Raw genomic sequence first — 20,631 nt, forward strand, 5'->3', positions numbered from 1 at the left:
CAGCCGGGCAAGAGCGAGTAACTCGGAGTGGTTCGAAATGGTGCCAGCAGTGCCGTCACCAATTGGCGCATTCTCTCAACGCTGCCGGACATTTCCCACCCCGCGGTGGCACGCGGGAATTGTCGCGCCAGTGGTGAGACTCTCTTTTAACGTTCAAGCATTACAGACGTCCGAAATCCTGCGCCACCGATTGCATGATCGTTTCGCCCAGCCCCGCCTGGCGGGCGAATTCTGGCCAGTGGGCGATGATTTCCTGGGTCTTGTCGATGATCTTCAACGCCGGGCCGATGGCGTAGCGGTCGGCGAGGTGGAGCAGGTCGTCGCGGCTGATGTTGCCGAATTTTCCATTGACGCCCAGCAGGTGCTGATAGGTCCATTCGCCCTTGGGGTTGTAGGCGTGGGTGATGTCGTAGGCCGGGGCAAGCTGCCATTGCCGGCTGCCGGCGGGGAGCAGGAAGCCGAAGTTCTTGCTGTGATCGTCGCAGTTGGCGGTCAGCACGTTGAAGACCATGCGGCGGAAGGCTTCGGCCATGGCATCGTGGCCCAGCTTGAGACGCTGGATGGTCTGGAAAAGCTGGGCGTAGTCGTGCGTGGCCTTCTGCTTGTAGTCAAGGTGGGCCATCGCGCAAAGGCTTTGCATATGATGCTTGACGGTTTTGCCATCGGCGCCCGGCTCGCGGTCGAAACGCCGCGTCATGAAGTGGGCGCGGCCGCCTTCTTCCAGCAGCCGGCAGGGCGCCATGTCGATACCGGCGGCCTGTGCCATCAGGGAGTAAGCGTATTCGATACGTCCGTAGTCCTGAGAACTGCCAAGCTCGTGGTCGGTGCCCATGCCATCGAATTTGAGCAACCAGTGCTCGAAGCCGGGGTCGGCGTCGAACTGGCCGGCACGGATTTCGTCCGTTTTCGGGTTCCAGACGATGGCCGCCTTGGCCCGGGCGCCCCCGGCACTGGTGCCGACCTGGATGATCTGCGCCAGCGCCGCCTGGGCATGAGGATCGCTGTCGAGTTGCCCGTGCACCGCCAGACGGGCGCTATCGACCAGGCGCTTGAGCTTGATCGCCGTATGGCTGGCGACGTTGGGGCCGCGCGCCGGCCGAAACTCGAGCGCGCCCATGCCGCGTTTGCCCATGTAGGCCAGTCGGTCGAGCGGGGTGATGGCGTCCCTGGCGATGCCTTTGTTGGCCATCCAGGCATCGATCAGGGCGTTGCCGAAATCGTCCGGCAGCGCATCGGCCAGAAGCGCCGGCAAACGCTTGAAAGTGGCGATCGGCAGATCGGTAAATATGAAGGGATTGCCGGCTTGCGCCAGCGGCAGGGTAAGCGGTGCCACTTCGATGCCCTGCCTGACGAAGGCCGGGTCGTATTCGAAGGCGTAATAGCCGAGGCGGGGATCAAGCGCCACGGCACCGACCCGCCGACCCCACAGGCGAATCTCGACGGCAGAGACGGGTTTATGCATTGTCCGGCTTTCCTGGCGGGCGCTTGCGCGAGGCACGCTGACGCACCGGCCGGGCCTTGAGCATCTGTAGCGGGCTGATGCTGACCGGTGGCGCCAGACTGGAGAGCCATTCGGCCCGACCCAGCGCCCGCAGCATCCTGATCAAGGTCTTGAGCGTCGCCCCTTTACCGGACTCGATGTTCTTGACGGCTGTCAGGCTAACGCCGGCGCGTTCAGCCAAAGAAATCTGATCGAGATCGGCACGCAGGCGCAAGGCGCGCATCTGCTCGCCCAATTCAAAAGCCCATTCATCGACAGTCTTTGTATTTTCCATTAATAGATTAAATTAAATCTAATAATAAAATAATACACACCAAGAGACTTAAATGCATCCATTAAAATTCAAAATAATTCGATGCAGACAAGGCCAAGATCAGCGGCAAGCTTGAGGCCTCCCGCCTGCGCCCCTACTCCCGGCAACTCCGCGTCAGCCAGTGGGCCAGGGTGAGGAACAGGCGTTCGGGGTCGACCGGTTTGCTGACGTGGTCGTCCATGCCGGCGTCGAGGCAGGTCTTGCGGTCTTCGTCGTAGGCGTTGGCGGTCATCGCGACGATCGGCGTGTGCCGGTTCATTTCGCTCCTGCGGATGGCCCGCGTGGCCTCGAGGCCGTTCATGTTGGGCATCTGCATGTCCATCAGGATCAGTCCGTAGGGACGGCGGTCGGCCAGTTCGACGGCGATCCGCCCATCGCCGGCAAGATCGACGACGAAGCCGGCGTCTTCGAGCAGGCAGCGCGACACTTCCTGGTTGATCGGTTCATCCTCTGCCAGCAGCACCCGCACGCCGGCGAAATCGCGCCAGAGCGCGGCCTCTTCAGCCGTTCCGGCCGCCGCCTGGCCGTTCGGCGCCGTGTGCGCCGCCGACTTCGCCAGCCAGACCGAGAAAAGGAAGGTACTGCCCTGCCCGAGCGCGCTCTCGACTTCCACCTCACCGCCCATCAGGCGCACCAGTTGCTTGCAGATTGCCAACCCGAGGCCGGAGCCGCCGTACTTGCGGGTCATCGAACTGTCGGCCTGCTCGAAGGCTTCGAAGAGGCGTTGCTGCTCGGCCGGCGCAATGCCGATGCCGGTATCCTGGACCTCGAAGCGCAACTGCATCCGCTCGGCATCATCGGCAAGCGGATGAACGTGAATGGTGACGCTGCCGCTGTTGGTGAATTTGACGGCGTTGCTGGTCAGGTTGAGCAGCACCTGGCCCAGGCGCAAGGGATCGCCCCGAAAGGCCTGGCCGGCGAGCCCGTCGGCCATATCGACGCGCAACTGCAGGCCCTTTTCGGCGACCCGCTCGGCCATCAGGCTGGTGACGTTCTCAAGGACTTCGCCGAGCCTGAACTCGATGCTCTCCAGCACCAGGCGCTCGGCCTCGATCTTCGACAGGTCGAGGATGTCGTTGATCACGGCGAGCAGCATCTTCGACGATAGCCTGGCCTTCTGCAGTTGTTCGCGGACCTTGGGATCGCTGCTGCGCTTCAGCGAGAGTTCAAGCATGCCCATGATGCCGTTCATTGGCGTGCGCAACTCGTGGCTCATGTTGGCGAGGAAGGCGCTCTTCGCCCGGCTCGCCGACTCGGCCGCTTCCTTGGCCACGAACAGTGCAGCCGTCCGCTCGCGGACCTGCTCTTCCAGGCGGTCGCGGTGCTGCACCAGCTCGCGCTGGACGGCTGCCCGTTCCTGCTCCCAGCGCGCCGACATCCGGGCGCCGAAGGCAATGCCGGCGAGGCCGAGCAGCCAGAACAGGGCGTGACTGAGGCCGAGTTGCCAGCGCGACTCGCCGACCCGCTCCAGATAGGGCGCCAGCGGCAGGTTGAGGCCGGTCGCACCGCGCATGTCGCCCTTCTTGTAACCCAGGATGGCGTGGCATTTCTCGCAGCCATCTTCCATGTACATGGCGCGCAGGTAGCGCAGATAGGGCTGGCCGCCGATCTCGGTGGCTTCCCAGACCTCGTTCCGCTCGCCGCGGGTGAAGGCTTCGAGCTGCCGGCGCTCCCAGTCGTCCGGCGCGTTGCCGGGATTGAGGTACTTGAGGCCGGTGATCCGCCCCCGGATGCCGTAGGACTCGGCATACATGTCCATCATCTGGCGCAGCATCGACGCCGGATTGAGCAGGGTCAACTGGCGACCGTCGGTCGTCGTCACATCGCGCCCCGGCACATGCGACAGCCAGGGGACCGATTTCTGGGTTTCGGTGATCGGCACATAGACACCGCCGTGATGCGTTCCCCAGCGACGAAAGGTAATGTCCTTGTTGAGGTTGGCGCGCGCCTCGGCATAGGCCATCGACATCGTCTGATGGCTGACTTGGTGCAGATTCCAGACGAGCGAAAGCGCGAGCACGACGGTCCACATGACCGCAGCCAGGATCGACAGGCGCAGCGTCGGGTTTTGGAAAGCCATCGGGGTCCCCCCCTGTATCCAGACCAAGTGGATGATTCCATAAGGATACACCTACTTCATGAATCGACTCCCAGCCTTTCGCCCCCCTCGCGCTCGCGCTGTGCATATCCCGTCGGACGAGCGCAAGCCGGGAGCGTCCAGGCAGGAATCCATGAAAACCGCCTCGATGCCGACGCCGGCGATCCCACGATCATGGCCGCGGCGCGCGCAAATATTCATTGCGAATTCCTCCCAGCCTCGACAGAATCACCGCCTTTCCCAAAACCAATGACATGAAAACGCAGGCAATCGATGACAGATGACAACTCATGGCATCGCGGTTTCGGCGATTTTTCCCGCCACGTACTCCGACGCATCCCGGCCCAACTGGCAATCTTGCCGGCCTGCCTGTTGTCGCTGCCGGCCCAGGCGAGTTCGAGCGAGTGGCTGAACTTCCCGATGTATTCGCGCGACAGCGCGCACGCCGTACACCTCAAGGCACTCAAGCTGCGCCCGGACGGCCTGCTCGAAGCGGCCTCGCGCTATCCCGGACACAACGAGGAAATGTGGTCAGCGCCGGAAAACGCGCAGGGCCAGCATGAATACGAGCGGCGACTGATCGATTGCCAGAGCGGCCTCCATTTCACTTACGAAACCCGGCTGCTGGCCAGGGACGGCAGCGTCGTCGCCAGTCGCGCGACGCCGCGAGAGGATTTCGACACCTGGAAGGCCGAGATCGCATCGCGTCTGAGCGAGGGACAAGGACTCGAGACCTGGCCGGCCAGCAGCGAAATCTTCCTGGCCTGCGCCGCCCACGCCGACCCGACCTTGCTGGCGCGGCGCGCGGCCGAGGAGCGACGCCAGAACACCGTCGCCATCCGCCACGAACCGCTGCGCAAGGCACTGGCAGCGGACGTCAGCCGACTCTGGCAGCAACTTGGCTTCCGTCCGGCATTGCAGAGCTTCGCCAAGCCGGCCCGGAAAAGCACGCGCCAGATCTTCGCGACCTTGCAGCAGCGCTTTGCCCAATGGCAGAAACCTTTCACCTTCCTTGCCTCGCCATCGGCGGCAGTTGCCAAGGCCGCGCCGGCGCAAGAAGGCGACTTCCAGTTGCTGGCCGCGACGCCGGACGGCATGGTGCGTTACCGCCAGCCCGGCGCCGCCTACTACGCCTATTCGGACATCACCCCGCCGCTCAGCGGCGCGGCGCTGGAAAAGGTGGCCGGTCTGGACGTCGTTTATCTGGCCCACTGCCAACTCGGTCTCAGCCATCCCGAACAGATCATCTGGCGCGACGCCGCAGGCAAAGCGCTGGCCAGGCAGGCGCCGCCGGTGGACGGACTGCTGGCCCAGCTACGCCAGCGCGACAGCAGCGATGGCGAGGGCTTCAGGATCAATGTCAACGACCCCGCCGGCGCGGGCGGCGAGGCGCAGGCGGTGTGCCAGGCGGCAGCCCGCCAGTGCCGGGGAGAAACGCCGGCGCCAGCCGACGCCGCCGCCATGCTGGCGGCAGTAAACGCCGCCGACTCCCCCGCAGCAATGCTGTTGGCCGTGCGCCGGATGCAGCAGGCAGCCCGCGATCAATTCACGCCAACTTGCGCCATCGGCCGTTTCTGATATCCCGTCCATGTCCACACTCCCTGTTGCCCGTCTCGTTGCCGTCCTGGCCCTCTGCGCCGCCTTCCCGCTCCACGCCGAATACGCCTGCAAGCTGCCGCAGAGCGAATACTCCGCCATCGAGGATCTTTGCCCATTTAGCGAGGGCCTCGCCGCCTTCTCCATCGGCGGCGCCTGGGGCTACCTCGACCGCCAAGGCCGACTGGCGATCCCGCCGACCTTCGACGAGACCCAAGGCTTCAGCGAAGGCCTGGCGCCGGCTGCCGCCGACGACAAATGGGGTTACATCGACAGCACGGGGCGCTGGGCAATCGCCCCAACCCACCGGGAAGCCCGCCACTTCAGCGAAGGGCTCGCCGTCGTCGAGAACGAGGACGGCCAGGATGGCGTCATCGACCGTAACGGACGCTGGATCGTGCCGCCCGGCTACATGCTGATCGAGCCTTACGCGAACGGTCTGGCGCTGGCCCGCACCAAGGCATGGCGACAGGAACTGCTCGACCGCCAGGGCCGTATCGTCCATCGCTTTGCCGACGACCTCGACATCGGCGCCCAGGTCTGGCCCGGCCACTTCAAGGCGACGCAGAAATTCGCCCCGGAACTGCACCATGGCGACGGCCGCCGCCAGGCACTCGCCAGCGATTCTGCACCCCGCGAGCACTGCGGCCGCCAGGCCTGTTTCAGCGAGAAAAAGGAAAACGACGAAACCCGCTATCGCCTGATCGACGGGCAAGGCCGGGAGATTGTCGCCACCCGTTTTTCGGAAGCCGCGGACTTCACCCGTGGCCAGGCCACCGTGCGCGTCGGAAAAAGCTATGGCGTGATCGACGAGGCGGGGAAATTCATCGTCCCGGCCGAGTTCGAGCGCATCGACGCCCTGCCCAATGGAATGTACCTGACGATGCCCAAAGTCGAAGGCACGACGCGCCACATCTTCGACCGCCAGGGCAAGGAGCGCCTGGTCCTGCAATGCCAGTGGCCGGATTCCCGGCAGTACGGCGACTGGCTGGTGCTCAGCGCTTGCGGGAGCCAGGCCTGGGTCTTCCACGCCGCTGGCCAGCAGTTCGCCCTCGACCTCCGCCCGCCGCCAGTGAAGCCAACAGCCGACGAGGAGGAAGACGCGGCCCCGATCCAGATTGCCGCCCAGGCCGACCGCCTGCTCGTGCAGCGCCGCTATACGAAACCCGACAGCTATGTGGACGGCGTCCGCTTCGCGTTGCTGACCCCGGACAAGGTGCTACTGACCGACAGCTCGCCCGCCTTCGCCGGCCAGTTCGACGGTATCGACCTAATCACCGATCAGCAGCATCCCCGCCGCCACCTCACCGACCTGCCCCTCGCCCGTTTGCACAAGGGCTACAAAACGGTCGGCATCGTCACCGCCGACGGCAATATCGTCAGCGACCTGGCCTGGCAATACGATCGCAACAGTGACAGCAACTACAACGGCAGGCTGCCGCTGCACGGGCCGCTGGTCATGAAAGCCGGCGACAAGTTCGGCGCCATCACGGCCACCGGCGCATGGGCGATCCCGCCGCGCTACAACAGCCTTGGCGACTTCATCGACGGTCTCGCCCTGGCCCGCAGCGACGGCCAACGGCTGGCCATCGACAGCCACGGCCGTAGCTGGCCGCTGCCCGAGGAAGGCCGCTACCAGCGCCTGGGCAACGGCTTGCTGGCCGACAAGAACGCCGACGACGAAAGCCGCTTCCTGCGCCTTGGCAACGACGGCGTAACCCCCGTGCCCGGCCCGGAAGACATCGAAGACCTGGGCAACGCAGCCATTGCCGGGCTCGTTCCGGCGCGCCTGAAAAGCGGCTGGGGAGTGCTCGACAACGAACTGCGCTGGGTGCTTCCACCGACCTCGAGACGCGAGCCGGAAGCGCTCTGGCAGGAAGGAAAATTCCTGGGTTGGCGCTTCGAGGCAGCGCCCGCCGAGGCTCACGGGGAAAGCGCCGGCAGCGGCCTGCTCGCGCCGGACGGCAAGGTGGTCATCGCACCGCGTTACCACAGCCTGAGGGTTCTGGAGGACGCCGACGTAGCCCTGATCGAGGTCGAGGAACACGCCGGCGGCGAAACCTACCGCGGCCTGTTCAGGCCCGACGGCAGCCAGTTCATCGCCCCGGCGCAGGCCAACATCCGCGCCCTCGGCGACGGCTGGTTCCTGGCCCAGCCGCAAACCCTGACAGGCATCATGGACAGCGCCGGCCGCTGGGTTCTGGCGCCGGGCAGATACCGTCTCAGCGAACTCTCGCCCGCAGGCTACGCCCGGGAAACAGTCGCCGGCGAGCCCGCCTACGTGCGCGGCGACGGCAGCATCTCGACGTCGTCGCAGCCGCTCGCCTGGCCGGAGGAAACGGCGGCGGCATGGCAAAAAACGGAAACCGAGATCGAGGGCGAAAGCGATCCGCTGCTCACCTATCGCGGTTTCGACTGGCAGCAGCGCCTGCAACTGCGCGGCGAAGCCTTGCACGATTTTGCCGAAGGCTGGACGGTACTCACCCGCCACTACCGGGAGCAGCGCTATCTCGCCGGCAGCGACGGGCGCCTGGTCGGTCCGCTGCCCTACGACGAGGTTGAGCCGGTGAGCGGCGGCCTGGCCATGGTGGTCAAGACGCTGCCGGCCGGACCGCGCCAGCCCGAGGCGATACAGCGCATCGGTTTCATCGACACCCGGGGCAAGCTGGTGATTCCGCCGCGCTACGAAGCCGCCAGCAACTTCAGCGAGGGGCGCGCCGCGGTGGTCTACCAGGGCAATCTCGGCCTGATCGACGAGCGAGGCAAGCTGCTGGTGCACGGCGGCTGGCGTTGCGGCACGCAAGCAGTCCTGCTCGATGGCCAGGGCAAGGCGATCTGGCCCGCCGGCAAGGCAAGCTGCCGCTGAAACCGCGATGCGCAAGAAAAACCTCGTCCTGTTTTCCGCCCGCGGCCGTGCCAGCCTGCCCGACGCGCTCGCCTGCCGGCTGGAAGCGGTGGCCGCCGTCGCTTACCGGACGACGCCGGGCCTGCTCTCCGACGCCGACCTCGTCGAGCAATGCGCGCAGGCCGAGGTCGTCGGCCTCACCCGGCGCGCCTGCAAGGATTTCCACGCCGCTCTGGTGGACCGCCTGCCGCGTCTGCGCGGCCTCGCCGCCTACGCGACCGGCGACGAATGGCTGGACCGCCCGGCGCTCGCCCGACGTCAGGTCGACGTCCGCCTGCTCCCCGACTATTCGGCGCAGAGCGTTGCCGAGCACGCCCTGGCAATGCTGCTCGGGCTGTCGCGCCGGCTCCACCTGAGCGACCGGGTGGTGCGCGGCGAACTGCCAGAGACGATCTCGCTGCGCGGCTGGGAACTGGCCGGCAAGAAGCTCGGCATCGTCGGCCTCGGCCGCATCGGCCGGCGCATCGCGCAGCTCGCCGCCGCCTTCGGCATGGACATCCACTACTGCGACCCGGCCGTGCCGGCGGCGGACGGCTGGCGCGCGATGGCGCTCGGCGAGCTGCTGGCCTGCTGCCCGGTGGTGATGCTGGCGGCCAGCGTCGAGCGCGGTGCAGCGCCGCTGATCGGCAGCGAACAGTTGCGGGCGATGCCGGCCGGCGGCTACCTGATCAACCCCTCGCGCCCGCAACTGGTGGACCACGACGCGGTCCGCGCCGCCATCGCCAGCGGCCACCTGGCCGGTTACGCGGTCGACGAACGGGTCTTTTGCGCCGCCCAACTGGCCGGCCTGGAAGCCGGCCGCATCCTGCAGACCGGGCACACCGCCTGGTATTCGAACGAGGCCATGGCGCGCGGCGCCGAGGCCTGGGTCCAGCATCTGATCGAACTCGCCCAAACATGAACGACCTCACCCGCCGCCTGCGCCGCACCCTGCTGCTCGCCAGCAGCCTCCTGCCGCTGTCGATGACGGCAATCTTCATCGTCGGTCGCTGGCCGGAATACTGGAAGTGGATCGCCAGCGAGGACACGCCGATGACCTCGCTCGAAGTCGCGGTGATGTACACCTGCGCCCTCGCCGCCTGGGCTGCCGCCGCCATGCACCATCTGCGCGGCGCCGCCGATCCGGCACGGCGCTGGCTGGTGCTCGGCGCCGGCTTCCTGTTCCTCAGCCTGGACGACCGCTTCGCCATCCACGAGCGGATTCGCGACCAGTTCCTGGCGCCGCACGCCATCAGCCTGCCCTTCCTGCCGCTCGCCCCGGGCGACTTCGTCCTGCTCCTCTACATGCTCGGCGGCCTGCTCGTCCTGCCCTGGCTGCTGCCGCTCTGGCGCCAGCATCAGGCGGCCCGCCGCCGTTTCCTGACCGGCGTCGGCGTCGCCGCGCTGGCCGTACTGGTCGACGCCTGGGACATCCACCGCCTCGACCTCGCCGGCCAACGCCTGCTGCAGACCGTCGAGGAATGCCTGGAACTCGCCGCCCAGGTGCTCTTCCTGCAAGGCATCCTGCTCGCCTGGCTGGCCGATGCACAGGCCGGCGATGAACACCGGGAGATGTCATGAAACCCTATCTCGGCGCCCGCATTCTCGGCGGGCTGATGGCGCTGGTCATGCTCGGCATCGTGCTGCTCTCCAGCGGCGACAACGTGGCCGGCATCTACCTGGCGGTCGGCGTCGCCATGGTGGTTCTCGCCCCGCTGGGCCTGATCGCCCTGCTGATGTCGATCCTCTATCTCAGACGGCGGGCGCCGGCCAAGGCCTACTGGTCGATCTGGGGACCGCCGCTGGCTGTACTGGCATGCCTGTGGCTGTACGACCTCTTCGATGAGATCCGCCGCCACCGTTTCCACCAGGCGCACCCGAACATCGAGGAAGTTCATATCAATCTTTCCGGGCGCAGCCTGTGGCTGGACCCGGAAACCACTTCCGGCAGTTCGACCTTTTCAGGCGAACTGCCCGGCGCGCAGCCGGAAAACTTTGCCCGCCTGACGCGTTACGTCTGGAACAACGACGACCTCGACCGACTATGGCCCTATGCCGGCAGCCGTCTGGCGCCGAATTTCAACAGCCTCGCCGTGCATTACGGCCATCCAGGCAATACGCCGGCGACCCGGCTGCCGGCGCTCGTCGCCACGCCTTACCCGGAATTTTCCAAACTATTCAAAGGCAGACAGCCGAGCGCAAGCGATGAGGCAGCGCTGCTGACCTACCTCTACTTCCACTACGCCGACCGGGTCGAAGTGACGCCGGCGCTGCGCCTTTCCGGTTCGCAAGAGATGGATTTCTGGGGACGAAAAATCCCGCTCGTCGCCTTCCATCTCGCCAATCTGCACGCCCTGCCCCTGGCCCGGCTGGAAATCGACGGCCAGGCGGTCGCCCTCGGCGACCACGCCTTCACCAGCGAAAGCCCGGATGACGCCTGTACCAGCCGCAATTACTCGACGTTTGCGATCAACGAACTGAACGGCCCGCTGCGCGTGCGCTGGCAATTCGCCGAGGCGAACCCGCGCTGGCACGAAGCGCTGGCCCAGGTGCCGAAATCCTCCAAGCCGTACCGGCCAGCCGGCCGCGCCCACCTGACCGACGTCACCCTGTATTTCCAGGACGACGGCAGCATCGTCGCCGAGCGCTCGCTGGAAATCGACCAGGCGCAGCAGCGGCTGACCCTGCTCACCACCGGCCCCGGCCAGCCGCTGCGCCGCCCGGCGCCCTGCGGCGCGGCGGCCGACCGCTACACCGACGAGGTCGAGATCAGGCGCGACCCACCGCGCCCGTAAAACCAGGCCGCCCCCGGCCCGGCGGTGGCGCCGCAAAGACTCGGCATCGACACCGGCTTCATGCCGCGCGCAGACGCACCCACAGCGCGCCAGCGGCGCTCAGCGTCGCCATGCCCATCACCGCCGCCCAGCCCCAACTGGCCAGCAATAGGCTGCCGAGGACCGCGCCGCTCGCCATGCCGGAGAACATCCCGACGAAGAGCACCGCGTTCAAGCGGCTGCGGGCGCCCGGATCGATCTGGTAAACCTGCGTCTGATGGGCGATCAGCGTCGCCTGCACGCCGAGGTCGAAGAGCACCGTGCCGATGGCCAGCAGCGTCAGTTGAGCCCCGCTCGGCGCCCACAGCCAGGCGGCGGTCAGGCCGGCAAAGGCCAGCGCCGTCAGCGCCGCCCCCAGGCGCGTCACCAGCCCGGGGCCGCGCCGATCCGCCAGGTGCCCGGCAAGCGGCGCGACCAGCGCGCCGGCCGCGCCAGCCAGGCCGAAAGCACCGGCGGCGGCGCTGCCGAGATGGAAGGGCTCGCCGTGCAGCATGACCGCCAGCGTCGACCAGAAGGCACTGAAGCTGAGCGCCAGCAGCCCCTGCGCCAGCGCCGCGCGGCGCAGCGGCGGATGGGCGCGCCACAGGCCGAGCAGCGACGCGAGCAAGGCGCCGTAGCTCAGATTGGTCGCCGGCCGCGCCGCCTGCATGTGGCGCCAGGCGGTGTAGGCGACGGCCAGGATGCTCAACGCGGCAATCACGAACATGCTGCGCCAGCCGAACAGTTCGGCGACCACGCCGCTGACCACGCGCGACAGCAGGATGCCGAGCAGCAGCCCGGTCATCACGGTGCCGACGACACGGCCGCGCTGTTCGGCGGAAGCCAGCGCGGCCGCTGCCGGCACGATGTCCTGCGCCAGCGTGGCGGCGAGGCCGACGATCAGGCTGGCCAGCAGCAGCAAGTGGATCGACGGCGCCAGCCCGGCCGCCAGCAACGCCAGCAAGAGCACGCCGCTCTTGACCAGGATGATGCTCCGCCGGTCGTAGCGGTCGCCGAGCGGCGCCAGCAACAGGATGCCGAGGGCGTAGCCGAGCTGGGTCAGCGTCGGCACCAGGCCGATGCTGCGGCTGGAAGCGCCGATGTCGGCACCCAGCACGCCGAGCATGGGCTGGCTGTAGTACAAGGAGGCGACCGACAGGCCGGCACTCATCGCCAGCAGCAGAATCAGCAGCGGCGTCAGGCCGGCGGCGGAAGAGTTCGGGGAAGCGGACATGATGGACTCGGTTTCAGGGATGACGAGACGACATGTTGATCATTCACAAATAGATTGTGTAGTGCATTGAAATGCAGATTTGTTATACATTGATCGCATGACAAAACCAGTCCAGCCAGCGCCGCTCGCCAGCGGCGACCGCATCGAACTGATGCAGACCTTCGTCCGCATCGTCGAAGCCGGCAGCCTGTCGGCCGCCGCCGAGCAGATGGGCACCACGCAACCGACGGTCAGCCGCCGCCTGCAGGCGCTCGAACGCTCGCTCGGCGTGCGCCTGCTGCAACGCACGACGCACCACATGGGCCTGACCCAGGACGGCGAGCGCTGCTACGAACGCGCCCGCGAACTGCTCGCCAGTTGGGCCTCGTTCGAGTCCGAGCTGCGCGGCGCCGACGACGCGCCGGAAGGCACGCTGCGCGTCATCGTCCCGCACGCCTTCGGGCAGGACCGCCTGATCGCCCCGCTCGCCGAATACCTCGGGCGCTATCCGGGGATGACCGTCGAATGGATGCTGCACGACGACCGCAGCATCCAGGACTACGTCGCCGCCGGCATCGACTGCGCGATACAGGTCGGCGAGATCGGCGATCCGGGCCTGGTGGCGATCCGCCTCGGCGAAGTGCATCGCATTGCCGTCGCCGCACCGGCCGTGCTCGCCGGCCGGCCGCTGCCGGTCGACGCCGGCGAACTGGCCGATCTGCCCTGGCTGGCGCTGCGCACCTATTACCGCAACGAGGTGGCGCTGAACCACGTCAGCAGCGGCAAGAAGCGGCGCTTCCCGATCACCCCGAGCTTCAGCACCGACAACCTGTATGCCCTGCGCAGCGCCATGCTGCGCGGCGTCGGCGCCGGCATCGCCTCGGCCTGGATACTCGCCGACGACATCGCGCGCGGCGACCTGGTCCATCTGGCGCCCGAGTGGCAGGCGCAGCCGCTGCCGATCAGCCTGGTCTATCCCTACGCCCGCTTCTACCCGGCCCGCCTGCGCCGCTTCGTCGAGATCGTGCGCGCCAACGCGCCGGCCATTTTCGGCGAGTTCACCGCCCGACCATGAAAAACGGCGCCCGCGGGCGCCGTTGTCGCGACAAACCTACGCTTTAGCCCGGCGCGTTCGGGTTGCGGTGCGCCCAGCCGGTCAGGCGCTTTTCGGCCAGCGCGAAGAGTTCGTACATGACGACACCCATGACGCCGATGACGATCAGCCCGGCGAAGACGAGCGGCATGTTCATCGACGAGCTGGCCGACATCATCAGGTAGCCGATGCCGAGGTTGGAGGCGACCGTTTCCGAAATCACCGAACCGACGAAGGCGAGCGTGATCGCCACCTTCAGCGAGGCGAAGAAGAAGGGCAAGGAACGCGGGATGCCGACCTTGACCAGGATCTGCCAGCGGCGGGCGCCGAGCGAACGCAGCACGTCTTCCAGTTCCGGCTCCAGCGTCGCCAGGCCGGTGGCGACGTTGACCACGACCGGGAAGAAGGAGATCAGGAAGGCGGTGAGGATGGCCGGGATGGTGCCGATGCCGAACCAGACGACGAGCACCGGCACGAAGGCGACCTTGGGAATGCTGTTGAAACCAACCAGCAGCGGATAGGTCGCCTTGTAGATGAGCGGCGAGGCGCCGACCGCGAGGCCGAGCAGCATGCCGACGACGACGGCAAGGGCGAAGCCGGCGAGCGTCGTCCATAGCGTCTGCAGCGCGTGCATCATGATCGGCCCGCCGTATTCGAGGCCGGAAGCCCAGATCGCGCTGGGCGCCGGCATCAGGTAATCGGGAATCTTCAGGCCGCTGCAGATGATTTCCCAGACCAGGAAGATGGCGACGGTGAGCAGCCAGGGCGCAGCCTTGATGGCGGTGGAGGTTTTGATGGCCATGGGAATTCCTCAGGATTCGCGGATGCGGCCGATGTGGTCGCGCAGTTCGTGCACGTAGGCGGCAAAGCTGTCGGTGTAGGTGACGTCGAGCGGGCGCGGACGCGGCAGGTCGATTTCCTTGCGCACCAGGATGCGGCCCGGGCGCTTGCTCATCACGTAGACGGTATCGGCTAGGAAGACCGCCTCGCGCAGGTCGTGGGTGACCAGGATGACGGTGAACGGCTTCTCCTGCCAGAGGTCGCGCAGCATGCACCAGAGTTCTTCGCGGGTGAAGGCGTCGAGCGCGCCGAAGGGCTCGTCGAGCATCAGCAGGCGCGGCTGGTGGATCAGCGCGCGGCAGATCGACGCCCGCTGCTGCATGCCGCCGGACAGTTCCCAGGGAAACTTGCTGCCGTAACCGGCCAGCCCGACGCGGGCGAGCAGCGCCTCGGCGTCCGCCGTGTATTGCGCCTTTTCCTTCTTCAGATTGCTGCGGAAAGGTTCGACGATCTCCAGCGGCAGCATCACGTTGTCCAGCGTATTGCGCCAGGGCAGCAGGTTGGCGGCCTGGAAGGCCATGCCGACGATCTTCAGCGGCCCGCCGACCTCGCGGCCATCGACGAAGACGTAACCGTTGCTCGGCGGCTTGAGGCCGGAGACCAGCTTCATCAGCGTGGATTTGCCGCAGCCGGACGGACCGACGACGGCGACGAATTCGCCCTCGCGGATGTCCAGGCTGACATCCTCGATGGCGTTGGCGCCGCCAGGCGCGTAGGCCAGGCTGACGTTCTCGAACTTGACGAAAGACATGCGGATTCCCTATCGGTAACAGCGTCGACCGGCGGCGGCTGCCGCCGGCCCGGGGCGCCTTACTTGAGCGCGCGCTCGGCGGCCGCCGGCAGGAAGGCGGCGTTGAACAGGTCGGCGGCCTTCGGCGTCGTCGGCAGACCGTAGGCTTCGACGGTTTCGGCCAGCGAGCGCTGCAGGCGGTCGGCGGTGACGGCACCGAGCCCGTTCGCCTTCACTTCCGGCGTGATCACGCTCGATTCGAGCGCCAGCTTGAGACGGCGGGTTTCCAGCGCGACGTTGATCAGCGGATCGCGTTCCTTGACGTAGGCGATGGCGGCGTCCGGGTTGGCGATGGTTTCCTTGAGCGCCTTGTTGAAGGCGCGCAGCAGGCCGGCCACCGCCTTGGGCTGCTCGGCGAGCATCTTCGGGCTGGCGATGATCGCGTTGCCGTACAGCGAAACGCCGTAATCCGGGTACTTCAGGGCGACGATGTCGGCCGGCTTGACGCCGCGCGCTTCGAGGTTGAGCAGGCTGGTGAAGTAGAAACCGGTGATGCCATCGACGTCGCCGCGCGCCAGCAGGGTTTCGCGCAGGGCCGGTTCGACGCTCTGCCACTTGACGGCATCGACCGCCAGCTTGTTCGACTTGGCGAAAGCCGGCCAGGCCTTGCGCCCAGCATCGAAGACCGGCGCCGCCAGGGTCTTGCCGACCAGGTCGGCAGGCTTCGTGATGCCCGACTTCTTCAACACGAAGACGGCGGCCGGCGTCGCGTTGTACACCATGTACACGGCCTGGATCTTGGAGCCCGGCGTCTTCGCGTCGTGCTCGACCAGGGCGTTGAAGTCGGCAAAGCCCATTTCGTAGGCGCCGGTGGCAACGCGGGTGACGGCACCGGCCGAGCCGGCGCCGGAGTCGATCTCGACATCCAGCCCCTCGGCGGCGAAGTAACCCTTGGCCTTGGCCATCAGGAAAGGCGCCGACGGCCCTTCGAAACGCCAGTCGAGCGTGAACTTGAGCTTCAGCGGCGCCTGGGCGAGCGCGGGCGCGGTCAGGCAGGCAAGGCCGGCGGCAAGCAGAAGACGACGGCAGGCGTTGAACGGAACGGACATGAAGGGTTCTCCTGAACGGTTTGTAATGACCGTCCTTAGGCAATCGCCGTGCCAAGCAGCAACACACTGTTTTAAAAGAAATTTTTACAAAGCCGGATTTTTCGGCCCGGTGCAGGAGTGCGCGGCGGGCGCTTTTTCCCGGATTTGGCGCAAAAACGCGCCTCAATTTGGTGCCAAGAGGCCGGAAACGCCCCCGCGCTGTGCATGAAAAATGAATATTTCCTGCGAGACAATCCCATTATATTCAACAGGATATAAGAAACCGACTATATGGTTTGAGCGATACCGGGTATGCCGGATATGCGCGAGGCTTCCTGATAGATTTTGCCCATCGTCAGGCTGCTGCAGCGCAGCATCCGCCCGAGATCAACCAAACTCAAAAACCGGAGGTTCAATCATGTTTGCCAAGAAGTCCATCGTCGCCGCCAGCGTCCTGCTTGCCGTCGGCATCACCGGCGCCAGCGCCGCCGACTGGAGCGACACCTACATCGGCTGGCGCTACGGCACCCAGTTCGGCGAGCCGTTCAACAAGAACGACATCAAGAAGAACATCTTCAACTTCGGCCACGTCAGCGGCTACAAGTACGGCAGCAATTTCCTCAACGTCGACATGCTGCTCTCCGACGACAAGGATTCGCTCAACGGCAGCAGCGGCGCCCACGAAGCCTACGTCGTCTATCGCCACACCCTCGACTTCGGCAAGATCGCCGGCAAACCGGAAATGTTCAAATGGGGCCCGCTGCGCGGCGTCGGCTTCACCGCCGGCTTCGACTACAACAACAAGTCGGGCGACAGCTACCAGTCGCGCAAGCGCATGCTGGTCGCCGGCCCGACGGTGATGTTCGACGTCCCCGGGTTCCTCAACGTCAGCGTCCTGCAACTGTGGGAAAGCAACGCCCCGCGCACCCATCCGCAGCGCTACCACTACGACGCCCACCCCATGTTGAACGCCGCCTGGGGCATTCCGCTCGGCTCGCTGCCGCTCTCCTTCGAGGGCTACCTGAACTACATCGCATCCAAGGGCAAGAACGAATTCGGCGGCCCGACCAAGCCGGAAACCAACATCGACGCGATGATCATGTACGACGCCAGCAGCCTGGTCGGCGCCAAGGCCAAGACCTTCCGCGTCGGCCTGGAATACCAGTACTGGCGCAACAAGTTCGGCAACGACCACAAGGGCCCGGCCGGCGACGGCGCCTTCGCCAAAACGCCGATGGTGCGCGCCGAATACCACTTCTGATCGCGCGGAAAGAAGGCTGAATCGAAGCAGGCCGCCCGATGGGTGGCCTGTTTGCGTTGACTCGCCGGAGATCGGATTGCGATGGTTGGGAAACAGAGCGCTTGATTCCCTGAGACAGCGCAGCATTTGGCGGCAGACGGCCAGAAGCGGAAATTCGATGTTCCCAGTAAGCAGCCGTTGGAGCGGCTGCTCCGCTCCGTAACTTGCCTGACGGTCTACGGGTCCAACTCGGTCTTTGCCGTAGTTGATGCTAAAGAAATAAAATGGACGCTATCCGCAGCTAGGAGCAGTCGCCTGATTCACTAAATTGCTCCAGTCCCCTATCTCCGCTTCAAGTGAAATCGGGCTAGCGTAACCATCTTTCTTGGAGTCCCACGTGAACGAGCCCCACCTTCAGACAGATTTGCACGCTGTACTTGAAATCATGAGCGAGCAGATCTCTTGGGCCCACTCGTTCGAGAATATCGCAAAGGACAACGCTGAACTTGTCGCCGAACTTGCCAGCTTCGAACGGGACGGCACTGTGGCTTTGCTCGCCAGCCTTCTCACGCTACCGGCGCACCAGGCCCAGTGCTTGCGACTTGAGTTTCTCGCTGCCCTCGCCCTCATTTACTGCAAGGGCCAGCAGGTTTCAACGGTCGACGATGCGCGGCGCTGGCATGCAGCTATAGGTGCCTCGAACTGTGTCAGTGGGGAGGATCCGGCAGAAGATGTGTTCGTCTCTCTTGTTGAGAACGAGAGGGGCGATTACCGCGTCCTGGAAGGGGTGTGGGAGGCCGCAGGCTTTTATACGCAACTGATGGTCGACATTGTCTTCGATATGCCCGATACTGGCCGCTTTCGTCCGCTCAAGCGCGCTGTACAGGCGCTTCTTCGCCTATCGGACGTCGTCTGTGCTCGCTCTAATCTTCACCGTTTCGAGCCAGGTAGTGAAGACACTCCAGACTCGCTTGATACCGGCGGCCAAGATGCGGGCGTGCTCCGCTCACGTGTCATGTTTACCAATGCCATGCTACGAGCGGCGGACATAGCAGTCGCAGACCTCGCTCTCTTCATTCTCGATCACGCAAAGATCACCACCCTCGGAAATCAGGAGCCTGGGGCGGGACTGCTAGAGCAGCGACCGCTTATACGCACACGGGAGGGCCTTGTCGTCGTGCTGCCCACAGCTCTTTCCATCGCTCTTCGCCATGCGGTGATTGCATTCGCCGTGCAGACTAGAGAGCTGAGTAACCTCGACAGGGCACTGGCCAATGCTCATGCGCGCACCTTCTTCGAAACGCCGGTCTTTGGAGGCCGCGGCGGTTTGCGGTTATCTTGGCGGCAGCACAATACAACCCAGTCAGCAATCGCCGTCTCTTCGGTCGATGTGGGCCACCTTATGGTGCTCCAGTTCGTCTTGCCCTCCATGGAGCAGCACCAGAGCACTGGTTTCCGCAACATGCTCCGGCTCGACGAAGAGACTGCGCACTTCCTTGATGTCGGCGTTGTAAAAACCGCCGTTGACCTTTCCAACCAGCCCGGCTTCCAGCGCGGCATGGTTGTGCGTGTTGGTTGTGGCTGGGGTGCAGGCTTTGCTGGCACGGTGCCTCAATTGCCAGAGGGTTGGCAACTCGAGTGGATGTCTAGTGCAGACTTTGTCCGCATAGGGTCTCTGTCTGAGATGTCCCCTCTTGCCTTCTGGCGTGTGCAGGATGCGAAACAGTTAATTGAGCGAGCCGGTGTGCAAATCATCAACGTCAACGGCACTCTCAACCTTCTTGGCTGGGTACGCAGCAATGGCGGCCACATGGTTCCCCACGACCAGTTGCCAGAAGGGCGCATCACGCCCGAGCGCCCGCTGATGCTGATGATTCCGACGAATCTGCTCCGTGACGTACGTATGGCGGCAGATGTTGGGTATGACCGACACCGAACCAAAGACAACAGTGGCAAATGGCACCGGGTGATGCGGCCCTCAGCGGAGGATTTCTTCCCGACTGAACGCGAAAGCAAGTGCTACGCCTCTATTGATGACCTTGAGGCACAACGTCTTACCTGTGTGTATGAGGGACGGAATAATCTCTGGGTGACTATTGAAGCCCCTGGCATGGAAGATCGCGGGCTCCTCATCGAACTTGCCAAAATGGTACGCACATGGATCGGGCGGATTGGCGAAGCACTGGAAACTTTGGATGAGCAGACAACCAGAAGGTCAGTAAAGGTCTACCTGCATTTTGCAGGTAGCGACGACATTGACCGATTTGAGGGCGAGGTAGTTCCTCGTGATCTGAATACCTTCTGGCAACTCGAGCGTGTTCGTGAACAGGGGGCGTTTCGGGTGGTGCTCAAAGATGGGTACCTTGCTGGATTTCGCGCCCCGGATAACCGTGCAGAACGTACCCTTGTGCGTGCACTCGGTGCCGCATTTGCGACCCTTCTTCGACTCGACTCACCGAGCGACCTGGCGATCGCAGTGGAGCAGATCGCGGTTCCCAATGACACTGCGCGCAGTTTCCACCTGATGCAATCATTCGACTTCAGTGACTTTGTCCGTAGCTCTCTGACCAGCCGCCTTTTGACCGTCGAGAACGTCGAGTCGGGTGCGGCCCGGATCGAGCTAGGGTGGCGTGCGGTTGCAGCCGATGCACCTGCACGGTACGAGGGCAAGAAGGCGGTTGGCAAGCTCCTCAACGACGTCGTTGATGTGCTCCTCCATGAAATGCGGGACGAGCTTCTCCGTTTTGATCGCAAGAAGACCCTCGTACGTCTTCTTGAGAACTGCGAACAGGCTCGCAGCGGAGAGAAACTCTGGCACCGCACAGCCGCTGCCGTCCTCGGCCTACATGCCGGGGAGTATGGCGTAGAGGAAACGATTGCCAAGCAATTGGGACGTTATGCAGGCGCGGCACTGACCTCTCGGCTAGTCATCGAGCAGGCCCTCTGCGTGTGCCCCTCAACTGGTGGGATTGAGCCCTCCGACATGGCGCTCGGTCGTCTTCTTGCACGCGCGTCACTTCTCTTTCGCATCGGCGGCATGTCGGACGCGGTACGCTTTGGCGCGCTGCCGGCCGAAGTCGGGATCTCTTCCCTAGGGAAACGCTGAACAATTCACCGAGCCCTGGAGAATGAAGCAGGTGAAGGTGATTTGACCGGGAAGTGGGCTGATTTTTGTGGTCCGGTACGGGGATTCTCGTGGCATTTTGTTCATTTTCCGTTTTC

The 20,631-nt window shown here is 64.9% G+C and carries 15 protein-coding genes; 8 read left to right on the plus strand and 7 right to left on the minus strand.

Features of this window, described 5'->3' with window-relative positions:
• Positions 1-160: 160 nt before the first annotated feature.
• The 3 genes from ACLIIZ_RS17705 to ACLIIZ_RS17715 form a co-directional block, all read right to left on the minus strand.
• Positions 161-1,462 carry a type II toxin-antitoxin system HipA family toxin gene (locus ACLIIZ_RS17705; RefSeq protein ID WP_416694252.1) on the minus strand — a complete coding sequence of 434 codons (1,302 nt, stop codon included), beginning with the start codon at positions 1,460-1,462 and terminating at the stop codon, positions 161-163.
• A complete protein-coding gene (locus tag ACLIIZ_RS17710) occupies positions 1,455-1,775 on the minus strand; it encodes a helix-turn-helix domain-containing protein (RefSeq protein ID WP_416694254.1) in 321 nt (106 codons plus the stop codon). The genes ACLIIZ_RS17705 and ACLIIZ_RS17710 overlap by 8 nt, the downstream gene beginning before the upstream one ends.
• A 133-nt stretch (positions 1,776-1,908) precedes the next feature.
• A complete protein-coding gene (locus tag ACLIIZ_RS17715) occupies positions 1,909-3,894 on the minus strand; it encodes an ATP-binding protein (protein ID WP_416694256.1) in 1,986 nt (661 codons plus the stop codon).
• Between the two features lie 291 nt (positions 3,895-4,185).
• On the opposite strand from ACLIIZ_RS17715, the gene ACLIIZ_RS17720 reads away from it, so the two are divergent.
• The 5 genes from ACLIIZ_RS17720 to ACLIIZ_RS17740 are packed head-to-tail and all read left to right on the plus strand — an operon-like array spanning position 4,186 to position 11,187.
• Complete coding sequence (locus ACLIIZ_RS17720; protein WP_416694258.1) at positions 4,186-5,490, plus strand: hypothetical protein; 1,305 nt, start codon at positions 4,186-4,188, stop codon at positions 5,488-5,490.
• 10 nt (positions 5,491-5,500) lie between these two features.
• Complete coding sequence (locus ACLIIZ_RS17725; RefSeq protein ID WP_416694260.1) at positions 5,501-8,374, plus strand: WG repeat-containing protein; 2,874 nt, start codon at positions 5,501-5,503, stop codon at positions 8,372-8,374.
• Positions 8,375-8,381: 7 nt separating this feature from the next.
• Positions 8,382-9,314, plus strand: a complete 933-nt coding sequence (locus ACLIIZ_RS17730) for a 2-hydroxyacid dehydrogenase (protein ID WP_416694262.1) — start codon at positions 8,382-8,384, stop codon at positions 9,312-9,314.
• Positions 9,311-9,973: a hypothetical protein gene (locus ACLIIZ_RS17735; RefSeq protein ID WP_416694264.1), complete on the plus strand. Its 663-nt coding sequence runs from the start codon at positions 9,311-9,313 to the stop codon at positions 9,971-9,973. Before ACLIIZ_RS17730 ends, ACLIIZ_RS17735 begins: the two co-directional genes overlap by 4 nt.
• On the plus strand, positions 9,970-11,187 hold the full coding sequence (locus ACLIIZ_RS17740; protein WP_416694266.1) for a hypothetical protein: 1,218 nt from the start codon (positions 9,970-9,972) through the stop codon (positions 11,185-11,187). The genes ACLIIZ_RS17735 and ACLIIZ_RS17740 overlap by 4 nt, the downstream gene beginning before the upstream one ends.
• A 58-nt stretch (positions 11,188-11,245) precedes the next feature.
• Here ACLIIZ_RS17740 and ACLIIZ_RS17745 read toward each other — a convergent pair whose 3' ends face one another.
• Positions 11,246-12,439 carry an MFS transporter gene (locus tag ACLIIZ_RS17745; protein WP_416694268.1) on the minus strand — a complete coding sequence of 398 codons (1,194 nt, stop codon included), beginning with the start codon at positions 12,437-12,439 and terminating at the stop codon, positions 11,246-11,248.
• Positions 12,440-12,536: 97 nt separating this feature from the next.
• Here ACLIIZ_RS17745 and ACLIIZ_RS17750 point away from each other — a divergent pair, with 97 nt between their 5' ends.
• The gene (locus ACLIIZ_RS17750) at positions 12,537-13,493 is read left to right on the plus strand and encodes a LysR family transcriptional regulator (RefSeq protein ID WP_416694270.1); all 957 of its coding nucleotides are present in this window, start codon (positions 12,537-12,539) and stop codon (positions 13,491-13,493) included.
• A 43-nt stretch (positions 13,494-13,536) separates the two neighbouring features.
• On the opposite strand, the gene ACLIIZ_RS17755 is transcribed toward ACLIIZ_RS17750, so the two are convergent.
• Genes ACLIIZ_RS17755 through ACLIIZ_RS17765 form a run of 3 tightly spaced genes read right to left on the minus strand, consistent with a single transcriptional unit; the run spans position 13,537 to position 16,190 of the window.
• Complete coding sequence (locus ACLIIZ_RS17755) at positions 13,537-14,313, minus strand: ABC transporter permease (protein WP_416694272.1); 777 nt, start codon at positions 14,311-14,313, stop codon at positions 13,537-13,539.
• 9 nt (positions 14,314-14,322) lie between these two features.
• Entirely contained in the window at positions 14,323-15,102 is a 780-nt protein-coding gene (locus ACLIIZ_RS17760) for an ABC transporter ATP-binding protein (protein WP_416694274.1), read from the minus strand.
• A gap of 59 nt (positions 15,103-15,161) precedes the next feature.
• Complete coding sequence (locus tag ACLIIZ_RS17765; protein WP_416694276.1) at positions 15,162-16,190, minus strand: ABC transporter substrate-binding protein; 1,029 nt, start codon at positions 16,188-16,190, stop codon at positions 15,162-15,164.
• Between the two features lie 397 nt (positions 16,191-16,587).
• Here ACLIIZ_RS17765 and ACLIIZ_RS17770 point away from each other — a divergent pair, with 397 nt between their 5' ends.
• Both ACLIIZ_RS17770 and ACLIIZ_RS17775 read left to right on the plus strand, forming a co-directional pair.
• Positions 16,588-17,430, plus strand: a complete 843-nt coding sequence (locus ACLIIZ_RS17770; protein WP_416694278.1) for a hypothetical protein — start codon at positions 16,588-16,590, stop codon at positions 17,428-17,430.
• A 376-nt stretch (positions 17,431-17,806) separates the two neighbouring features.
• On the plus strand, positions 17,807-20,515 hold the full coding sequence (locus ACLIIZ_RS17775; protein ID WP_416694280.1) for a hypothetical protein: 2,709 nt from the start codon (positions 17,807-17,809) through the stop codon (positions 20,513-20,515).
• Positions 20,516-20,631 lie beyond the last annotated feature (116 nt).

Source organism: Azonexus caeni (genome assembly GCF_048146105.1).
Taxonomy (GTDB): domain Bacteria; phylum Pseudomonadota; class Gammaproteobacteria; order Burkholderiales; family Rhodocyclaceae; genus Azonexus; species Azonexus aromaticus_B.

Coding starts and splice junctions, on each gene's coding strand:
- ACLIIZ_RS17705 (WP_416694252.1), bottom strand. CDS start 1,462: ATGCATAAACCCGTCTCTGCCGTCGAGATTCGCCTGTGGGGTCGGCGG.
- ACLIIZ_RS17715 (WP_416694256.1), bottom strand. CDS start 3,894: ATGGCTTTCCAAAACCCGACGCTGCGCCTGTCGATCCTGGCTGCGGTC.
- ACLIIZ_RS17730 (WP_416694262.1), top strand. CDS start 8,382: ATGCGCAAGAAAAACCTCGTCCTGTTTTCCGCCCGCGGCCGTGCCAGC.
- ACLIIZ_RS17770 (WP_416694278.1), top strand. CDS start 16,588: ATGTTTGCCAAGAAGTCCATCGTCGCCGCCAGCGTCCTGCTTGCCGTC.
- ACLIIZ_RS17735 (WP_416694264.1), top strand. CDS start 9,311: ATGAACGACCTCACCCGCCGCCTGCGCCGCACCCTGCTGCTCGCCAGC.
- ACLIIZ_RS17765 (WP_416694276.1), bottom strand. CDS start 16,190: ATGTCCGTTCCGTTCAACGCCTGCCGTCGTCTTCTGCTTGCCGCCGGC.
- ACLIIZ_RS17740 (WP_416694266.1), top strand. CDS start 9,970: ATGAAACCCTATCTCGGCGCCCGCATTCTCGGCGGGCTGATGGCGCTG.
- ACLIIZ_RS17760 (WP_416694274.1), bottom strand. CDS start 15,102: ATGTCTTTCGTCAAGTTCGAGAACGTCAGCCTGGCCTACGCGCCTGGC.
- ACLIIZ_RS17750 (WP_416694270.1), top strand. CDS start 12,537: ATGACAAAACCAGTCCAGCCAGCGCCGCTCGCCAGCGGCGACCGCATC.
- ACLIIZ_RS17710 (WP_416694254.1), bottom strand. CDS start 1,775: ATGGAAAATACAAAGACTGTCGATGAATGGGCTTTTGAATTGGGCGAG.
- ACLIIZ_RS17745 (WP_416694268.1), bottom strand. CDS start 12,439: ATGTCCGCTTCCCCGAACTCTTCCGCCGCCGGCCTGACGCCGCTGCTG.
- ACLIIZ_RS17725 (WP_416694260.1), top strand. CDS start 5,501: ATGTCCACACTCCCTGTTGCCCGTCTCGTTGCCGTCCTGGCCCTCTGC.
- ACLIIZ_RS17720 (WP_416694258.1), top strand. CDS start 4,186: ATGACAGATGACAACTCATGGCATCGCGGTTTCGGCGATTTTTCCCGC.
- ACLIIZ_RS17755 (WP_416694272.1), bottom strand. CDS start 14,313: ATGGCCATCAAAACCTCCACCGCCATCAAGGCTGCGCCCTGGCTGCTC.